We start from the raw sequence: 8,496 nt of genomic DNA on the forward strand, positions 1-8,496 counted from the left end.
CGCCGCAGCCATCCGAATGTCCATCGCCGTCACCTTCTGGGCCATGAACCATCGTGGTCGAGGCCCTACTCAGGTGTCAGCGATGTCCCGAGACATACCGGCGTCAGCGATGTCCCCGAACAGAACACGACCGTCGCGGTACGTCAGCGCGCCGAATTCGCCAGTCATGGTCAGGCCGCGCGGCGATTCACCCATGGCGTCGGGTCGCTGACGGGGCCGGCGACCGCCGGCAACAGCTGCTCATGGTTCTCTCGTGTGACGCGGTAGCTCTGCAGGTACCGGTCGATCTGCTCACGCCGCAGCGGCTTCGCCCAGATGTTCGCGCCGTCGATTTCGATGCCACTGTCGTTGGACGCCGCCCGCGTGCGGGCACCAATGCGGAACCCCGCGACCGTCGCCACCATCAATACGACCAATCCGGCGCCGATGATCCCCGCCGCCGCACTGCCGGCGGCCAGCGCATAGACGAACGTCCCGAGCGCAACGAACGTCAACAGAAAACACACATACGCCACATCGGTTGCAGAAATCCTGCGCCGTGCCTTCACCACTTCGATCAGCTCCAAAACATCCTCAGAAACGCTACGCGTATCGTAGCGCTACGCCTAGTGTAGCGTTTTGCGCGCCGCCGCTATTCCCGGCGACGAAGGAGGAGTCGATGGCGCAGCGTCGCGACGTCGACGACAGCATCGCCGACGCCACGTTGGCGCTGCTGCGCACCAAAGGCCCCCGATCGGTGACCGTCGAGGCGGTGGCAGCGCGCTCGGGCATCGCCAAGACCACCATCTACCGCAGGTACAGCGACCGCCGCGACATGTTGGCCGCTGCGCTGTCGCGAGTGACCACGCCCGAACCGCTCGCCGTCGACGCGCAGCCGGCCGATCGGTTGCGGTGGCTGATCCACGACGCCGTCAAGACCATCGAAGTCGGCATCGGGTTCGGTGGCCTTGCCGCCATGCTCACCGACGACGACCCCGACTTCACCAAGCTCTTTCGCCGCATCCTCGCCCGCCAGCGAGCCGAACTGGAGGCAGTGATCGACGCGGCGAAGGCGGATGGAACGTTTCGCGACGATGTCGACGGGTCGACGCTCGTCGACGCCATCGTCGGTGCACATATCGCCGAGCGCGCCCGCACGGGGCGCGTCGCAGCGGGGTGGGAAGCGCGACTGTTCGATCTCTTCTGGCCGATTGTGCAGGGAGGCCCGAATGAGCAATCATGAGCATCTCCAGCCGCTTGTCCCGATGGACGCCTTCGTGGACGAAAGTATGAGGAGCGCAGTGTTGACGTGCACGCAGTCTGCGAGAGCTGCGGCGCCGCTGTGACAACGATGCGACGTGTCGCGGTACCCAGGCCGGCTGCGAATGCCGATGGCCGGGCACCGGATCGCGACGAGGATCAGCTCGACGCGGTCGCGCTGATCACCGACCGGGGAATCGAGCACACACGCAACGAGGATGCCGGCGCAGCGGGAACCGTGCCGGCCGCATCGGGGGAGCAGCCACCCGCGATTGCGGCAGTCGTGTGCGACGGCGTCTCCACCTCGGCGGGGGGCCAGAACGCGTCGCGGGCCGCGTCGGTCGCCGGCGTCGACGCCATGTTGAGGGCACTCACTGCGTCGCAGGATCTGACATCGGTGATGATGGCCGGACTGTCCGACGCGGCGCGGGCGGCCGCGGAAGCCGAGTCGTCCGACGAATCGACTTCCCCGTCGTCGTGCACCTATACGGCCGCCGTCGTCGTCTCGTCGAACGCTGACGAGGTGCAGATCGCCATCGCCAATGTCGGGGACAGCAGGGTGTACTGGCTGCCCGACCCGCCCGCGCAGCCGCGATGCCTGACCGTCGATGACACCCTTGCGCAGCAACTGATCTCGGCGGGCATACCGGCCGACTCGCCTGCCGTAGCGAGGGGTGCGCACACGCTCACTCGGTGGTTCGGCGCCGATGCCGAACCGCCGCTGTTCGACGAATCGAGCGTGAGCACGATGACCACCGCCGACCGAGGCGTTTTGGTGTTGTGCTCCGACGGCCTGCACAACTACCTACCGGAAGCGGCCGATATCGCCAATGTCTGCCATGGATTGACGCCTGCCGACGCCGCCCGTGCGCTGGTCGACTATGCCTTGCGGGCCGGCGGCCACGACAACATCACGGTGATCATCGTCCCGATCGTTTGAGTTCGCGCGTGCGGGTTAGCGATCGCGGGTGTCAGTGGTATCAGAGTGGTATCATGCCCGACATGGGTATGACGCTGCGCACCAGCGACGAACAGACCGAGGCGCTGCGCCGGCAGGCTCGCGTTGAAGGACGTTCGATGCAGGCTGTCGCGTTGTCCGCCATCGACGAGTACATCGAGCGCCGCGCTCACCAAACTGGAGTCAAAGCAGTGTTGGACAAGGTAATTGAACGCGAGCAGGGTGTGTTGCGCCGTCTCGCCGACACGTGACCGTCTACCTCGACCTTGATGACCTGCTGCTGGTGGCAGCGCGCGCAATCACCGGCGCCGTTGTGGTCAGGGACTACGGACTTTTGGAATCGGCGGTGGCGCGCCCACGGACCACAGTGGTCGGAGTCGAGGCCTATCCCGACATTCACACCAAAGCTGCCGCCCTGTTGCATTCGCTGTGTCGAAATCATGCTCTGGTCGACGACAACAAGCGCCTGGCGTGGACAGCCTGCCAGGTGTTTTTGGGCCTCAACGGCGAGTGGGTAGCCGCCAGCGAAGACGATCGCTTCGACTTGATGATCGACCTGGCATCGGGTGTGGTCGACGACGTGGAGCGTATCGCCGCGCTATTGCGGACGTGGTGCGACTGACGTGCTGCGCCCTGCCAGCCACTCGAAGAACTCCTCAGCGGTGAACACCGCTTTGCCGTACTCCTGCGCCTTGCGGGCCTTGCCCGACTGTGTGCCTGCCTCTGCGGTGACCAACACCTCGCAGCGTGTTTTCGTCACCGACCGCACCGGCTTCAGTCCTGCCGACGTAGCCAATCGCTCCATCTCGTCGCGCTCGATGACTCGTCCGGACGCATCCAAAGCTGTTCCGGTAAAGCAGATCCGCGCGCCGGGGACCATAGCTGCGCCGATCTCGTGACGCGCCACCGTCACCGCGCCGGTCACCACGTCGACCCCGAGGAGCGTCGAGGCTTCGTGGAGGCGTGCGACCACCGCGTCGGGCAGCAGTGCCCGCGATGCAGCGGCTCGCAGCTGGTCGGCCACTGACTGCCGGGCCGCAGCGTCCCACGTCGACTCGCCGTCCTTGTCGACCTCGGTGGCCGACAGCCCACCCAACACGACAGCGCCGACTCCGCGGCTTATCCGTAGCAACGCCGACAACGCCGGCAGGTGATCGGCCGACGGCGTACGAACGGTATGGTCGCGGCTGACCAGCAGGCCCGAAACCATCTCCACCAGGTCGGGTTCCTCGAACGCCGAAGAGCCACCCTGGGATTCGGCCGCCGCATGCGCCTTCAACGCTGATTGTGCACGTTCCAACGCCGTGCGCCCTGTGACCGGTACCCGCCCGAGCTCGACACCCAGCGGCATCACTGCCACATGCCCAAGTCTCTTCAGCTCGAAATCGATCAACCCCAGCGTCTCGTCCACCCCGGCACCGACGGGCGTGCAGCCTGCCAACATCGGCGCGATCACCGCCCAGGCTTCCCGCAGCGTGGGCGCAAGCAAGATGTCAGACACGCTGATATTGAAAGCATTCCGTGCATCCGCGAGATCGCGCTGCGGATTGATCAGCGTGGACACCGCGGTCCCGTCGTCGAATGCCACCGCCAACTCCACCGGCCGCGGCCGAGACATGCGACCCTCGTCGCCGACGGTCAGCATGCCGATCGCACAGTATCGGCGCGTCCCCGCATCGCCGGCCGAGTCGCGCAGGAACCGTGCGATGCGCCGGTCGGTCTTCAGATCCTTCGGCAGCACAGGCCGTTTCAGCACCAGCCCGGCCAACGACGTACACCGGCTCAACGCCACATAGAGTTGGCCCGTCGAGAACATGCCGCCGGTGAGGTCGACGACCAGCCGGTCCAGCGTCTGCCCCTGGCTCTTGTGGATCGTGATAGCCCAGGCGAGCTTGAACGGCAGCTGCGTGAACGTGCCGATCACCTCACGCCGCAACGAGCCACCGTCGACGACGGGACGCGTCGCCTCCCACGTGAACGGCGTGACGTCGGCGCATGATCCGTCGGCGAACTCCACCTCGACGACGGCGCCGTAGCGGTCGTAATCGACGCCGACCACACGTGCAATCGAGCCGTTGACCCATCGATCGCCCTGGTCGTTGTTGAGCATCATCACCTGCGCGCCGACCTTGAAACGCAGCTCGTCCTCGATCGGCTTGTCGAACAGCGATAGGTCGCCGGATTCCCTTGCCCGATGCGTGAGTTCGTCGCCCGGCAGCCGCTCGAGTTGCTGACGGTTGCGTGCAGTCACGAGACGATTGGTCGGCGCCAGCGTCAGCCAGAACTCGCCGTCCGGTGGGACGAAGTCCGCATCGGCTCGAGCATTCAGTTGTTCCTGGGCGTGCCCGAGCAGGACACCTTCGCGAATCTCGTTGAGTATTGACGTCATCCGGTCGTCACCGAGCTGACGGAACACCGTGGTCAGTGAGACGGTGGGGAAGTCATCCCGCGCGAACCTGCGGGCGGAAAAGAAGTACGGCGTCTGGTACACCGACGAGAAGTAGGTTTCTTCACCATCGGTGATCACCGGTGGGAGTTGGTAGAGATCGCCGACCAACACGATCTGTACGCCGCCGAATGGCGTGCCGGGCACGGGGCCGAAACGTTCCAGCGCGCTCGCGACCATGTCGAACATGTCGGCGCGGACCATGGACGCCTCGTCGATGATCAATGTCTGCAGCGACGACAGTGTCTTGGTGAAACGGCCCGGCCGGTATTCGCCGCCGTTGATGTCGGCCAGCGTCGTCGTCGGGCGGAACCCGAACAGCCGGTGAATGGTGTAGCCGTCGACGTTGAGTGCGGCGATGCCGGTGGGCGCGACGACCACCACGTTGCGGTCGGTGTTCGCCATGAAGTGGCGGATCAGCGTCGACTTGCCGGTGCCGGCCTTGCCCGTGAGGAACATGTGCCTGCCGTCGGCCAGCAGTGCCAACGCGTGACGAAAGTCGTCGGTGAGGACGATCTTGCGTTCTGCAGGCGAGGGATCGGCAACCATCGTCTCCAAGTAAACCGCAGCCGCTGTTAGGCCTCTGGAGGCATATATATGTGGTGCCAAGCTCCGCGCGACATTGTCGCTGACGTTGGTGGTGGCGGTAGTAGTTGAGCGACAGTGTCGCGCGGAGGTTGGCACGAAGTCATATTGGTCCGGGAAGGCCGTAGTCGGTGGTGCCGTCGTAGGACAGGTCCCAGCACACGTCGGCGTTCGCAGCCCTGCGGCGCCTTAATCACCGTCGGGCGTCAACAGGCTTGATCAACCAGAGCGCGAGGATGATCGCAATGATCGGTCCCACGGCCATGATCAAGCTGAGGGTGTGAATCGCATCGATCGCATTGTGCGGGGCCTGGTCGACCACCAGGCGCGCCTGCTCCGGGTTGACCAGATGTGCGCCGCGGCCGCCGTGTGTCGTCAGCAGCGCCTCGCGGGTCTCCGTGCGGGTGATCCCGGACCTGGACAGGTCGTGCACGCTGTCGGTCAGAAAGAGGTTGATCCCCACGAGGGCGAACAGCGCAGGCCCGAGCGAGTAGCCGCCCTCGTTGACCGCGCTCTTCACAGCGGACACCGCACCACCCAGACCCGCTGGCGCGCTGCTCATCATGATGGTGGCCTGCGGTGTCGTGACCAATGCGCCGCCCACCACGATGAGCGCCGCTGTCACGAACACCACCGTGCGAGAGGTGTCGAGGTCAAAGGACCTCATCACCAGGAGACCGGCCAGCATCACCGTCAGCCCGCTGACAAGGACGGTGCGGGAACCGAACCGGTTGGAGGCCGGGCCGACGGAAAAGGCCGCCAGTGCCGCCATCGCCGTCGCGGGAACCAGCAATAGGCCGAACAGTTCGTGCGACTCCTTGCGAATCGTGACGAGGTAGAACGCCAACAGGACCATCGAACCGCCCAGCACGATGTTGAACATCACCCCGGCCGTCACCGCCGCGTTGAACCGGCCCGAACGAAAAACCCGCAAGTCCAGCGCCGGGGCGTCGGCGTGCCACTCCCGGATGACGAACGCGACGGCGGCGACCAGGCCGCCCGCAATCGCGCTGACACCAAGGGTGTTGATGCCGGTCTCGATCCGCGAGATGCCGAAGATCAGTCCCAACAGCGCGACGGCGAACAGCGCCATGCCGATCAGATCCAGCCGACGGGTGGCACGCACCGTTTCGGGCACGAATCGCCACGTGATCACACAGCCCAGCGCTGCGATGACCGGCACCACGAAAAAGCATCCGCGCCAACCGAAGGCGTGGCCCAAGGCGCCGCTGATCGCGGGCATCGGCGTGGCGACGGCGTAGCCGACGCCGAAGTACGCGGCGATCGCTGCGGCCCGCCTGCCCGGCGGGAACACCGCGTTGGTGATCGCCAACGAGAGGCCGACCAGGAACGCGAACGCGACTCCCACACCGGCGCGCGCGACGATCAACACGGACGGAATCGGCGCGGCGGCAGCCAGTGCGCTGAACACGATCGCGCCGCCCATCCCGACCAGGTACATGCGCCGCATGCCGTAGAGATCGCCCAGTGCGCCGGCGCTCAGCACCGCGGCCGCCATGGTGAGTGTGGCCAGGCTCGCGACAAAGGTGGCGGTGGCCCCCGAGATCTGAATGCCCGTCGACACGAGTTGCAGATTGGCCGAAAGGCTGGTCGGGTCCCCGATCGAGATGGCGTAGCCGAGGCCGGTGGCAATCACCGTCATGACGGCGGCCAACCCTGAGACCTGGTGCTGGTGAGTGTCGGCGCGGGGACCGGTCGGCATCCGCTGGATGCTACCCAACGGTCAGACGGCCGCTTTCGCTTTGTCGTGTTCCATCACCTCGGCAGCCGCGCGCTCGCCTGAGCGCACCGCTCCGTCGATGAATCCGTACATGACAGGCGACGTTTCGGTGCCCGCCCAGTGAATGCGGCCGCACGGTTCCCGCAACGCGGGCCCGAACTCGGTGAGCACACCCGGCGGCGCGTGGGCGATCATCCCGCCACCGGAATACCGCTCGACCGACCAGTTCTGCTCGACGTAGTCGATCGGTGTCCGCGCTTTCTCGCCGAACCGCTCGACCACCCCGTCGATCACCGCCTTCTTGCGTTCCTCGTCGGTGAGCTTGCACAGCTTGCGCGCTTCCGGCCCCTCGGTGATGACGGTCAGCATCCCGGGACTTGCAGTGTCCGTGCAGGAATCGATCGTCAGACTCACCGCGCCCTTGGCCCCGAACGACTGGCCGGACAGGCCGTCGGCCCGCCACCACGGCTCGTCATATACGAGCGCAATCTTGAAGACCGCGCCGAGCGGCAACCGCTGATGCAGAAACGATCGATCGACGGGAAGCATTGGCTCATAGATGATCTGGCTGGCGATGGAGACCGGCACCGCCACCACCACCCGACGCGCGCGCACCACCATGTCCTCGGATCGGACCGTGACGCCCTCGTCGTCCTGCGTGATGCTGCGCACCGGCTGATTCAGATGGATCGCATCGCCGAGTTCGGCGGCGACCGCCTTGTGAATCGCGCCCATGCCGCCGACCGGGCGGGCGTCCTCGGCGCCGTCCTTGACTCCCAGCAGAAAGCTCGGACCGCTCGCCGACGCTATTTGGAAGAGCACGAACAACATTGACACCTCAGAGGCTGCCGAGGTGTACAGCCCCGCGATGGCGTGTTCCAGTAACTCATGGGCGGGCTTGGACGCCGTGTTCTTGTCCAGCCACTCCGCGTAGCTGATCTGATCCCACTTCTTCGCCTTGGCCGCTTCCCACGGCGCATCCAGTGGAATCGACTTGGCCATCTGACCCAACTCGAGGAAGACCGCACCGATATTGGCAACGGCCCACGGGCTCATCGACAGCGGGATCGTGCCCTTGTAGCGATACTTCTTGCCGTCGACGAACATCATCGCGTCGCCCTCGGCGTGCTGCTTGTAGCTCGGCACCCCGAACTCGTTCATCAGCGCATAGATGGCGTCCTGGCCCGGCCCGATCCACGCACCGCCTCGATCGATCCACGACCCGTCCTCACGAGTCTGGGTCCACGTCCGGCCGCCGACGCGGTCGCGCGCCTCCAGCAGCGCCACCGAGTGACCCGCCTGCTTCAACCGCAACGCCGCGGTGAGCCCGCCGAACCCGGCACCCACGACGCAGTAATCAACATCCATGACACACCCCTGCAGTGCTCAACCGTTATTAGACATGCGCCTAATAGCATTAGGCATACGCCTAATTAGCGACGGTGTCAATAGGTCTGCCTGCGATTACCGCGCCGGAAGGGCCGCCGCTCCCGGCACGACTCCTGGCGCCGGCGGCGGGGGCGGGGG

At 65.7% G+C, this 8,496-nt stretch carries 8 protein-coding genes; 4 read left to right on the top strand and 4 right to left on the bottom strand.

Annotated elements, in window-relative coordinates:
* Nucleotides 1–170 precede the first annotated feature (170 nt).
* Nucleotides 171–566 (bottom strand): hypothetical protein, encoded by a 396-nt coding sequence (locus tag CSQ99_RS30280; RefSeq protein WP_245909165.1) that lies wholly within the window; start codon nt 564–566, stop codon nt 171–173.
* A gap of 92 nt (nt 567–658) precedes the next feature.
* Here CSQ99_RS30280 and CSQ99_RS30285 point away from each other — a divergent pair, with 92 nt between their 5' ends.
* The 4 genes from CSQ99_RS30285 to CSQ99_RS30300 all read left to right on the top strand — a co-directional run bounded on the left by CSQ99_RS30285 (nt 659) and on the right by CSQ99_RS30300 (nt 2,819).
* Nucleotides 659–1,222 (top strand): TetR/AcrR family transcriptional regulator, encoded by a 564-nt coding sequence (locus tag CSQ99_RS30285; RefSeq protein WP_099042661.1) that lies wholly within the window; start codon nt 659–661, stop codon nt 1,220–1,222.
* Nucleotides 1,223–1,330: 108 nt separating this feature from the next.
* The gene (locus CSQ99_RS30290; RefSeq protein WP_099042666.1) at nt 1,331–2,179 is read left to right on the top strand and encodes a PP2C family protein-serine/threonine phosphatase; all 849 of its coding nucleotides are present in this window, start codon (nt 1,331–1,333) and stop codon (nt 2,177–2,179) included.
* Nucleotides 2,180–2,241: 62 nt separating this feature from the next.
* Nucleotides 2,242–2,448, top strand: coding sequence for a CopG family transcriptional regulator (locus CSQ99_RS30295; RefSeq protein WP_099042667.1), 207 nt, complete (start codon nt 2,242–2,244; stop codon nt 2,446–2,448).
* A complete protein-coding gene (locus tag CSQ99_RS30300) occupies nt 2,445–2,819 on the top strand; it encodes a type II toxin-antitoxin system death-on-curing family toxin (RefSeq protein ID WP_099042662.1) in 375 nt (124 codons plus the stop codon). Before CSQ99_RS30295 ends, CSQ99_RS30300 begins: the two co-directional genes overlap by 4 nt.
* On the opposite strand, the gene CSQ99_RS30305 is transcribed toward CSQ99_RS30300, so the two are convergent.
* From CSQ99_RS30305 to CSQ99_RS30315, 3 genes are all read right to left on the bottom strand, one after another.
* Complete coding sequence (locus CSQ99_RS30305; RefSeq protein ID WP_099042663.1) at nt 2,796–5,192, bottom strand: AAA family ATPase; 2,397 nt, start codon at nt 5,190–5,192, stop codon at nt 2,796–2,798. The genes CSQ99_RS30300 and CSQ99_RS30305 overlap by 24 nt on opposite strands.
* A gap of 229 nt (nt 5,193–5,421) precedes the next feature.
* A complete protein-coding gene (locus tag CSQ99_RS30310; protein WP_245909166.1) occupies nt 5,422–6,951 on the bottom strand; it encodes an MFS transporter in 1,530 nt (509 codons plus the stop codon).
* A 21-nt stretch (nt 6,952–6,972) separates the two neighbouring features.
* Nucleotides 6,973–8,337 (bottom strand): flavin monoamine oxidase family protein, encoded by a 1,365-nt coding sequence (locus CSQ99_RS30315; protein WP_099042664.1) that lies wholly within the window; start codon nt 8,335–8,337, stop codon nt 6,973–6,975.
* Between the last annotated feature and the right edge of the window lie 159 nt (nt 8,338–8,496).

Origin of the sequence: Mycobacterium neglectum (genome assembly GCF_002591975.1) — a bacterium.
GTDB lineage: Bacteria > Actinomycetota > Actinomycetes > Mycobacteriales > Mycobacteriaceae > Mycobacterium > Mycobacterium neglectum.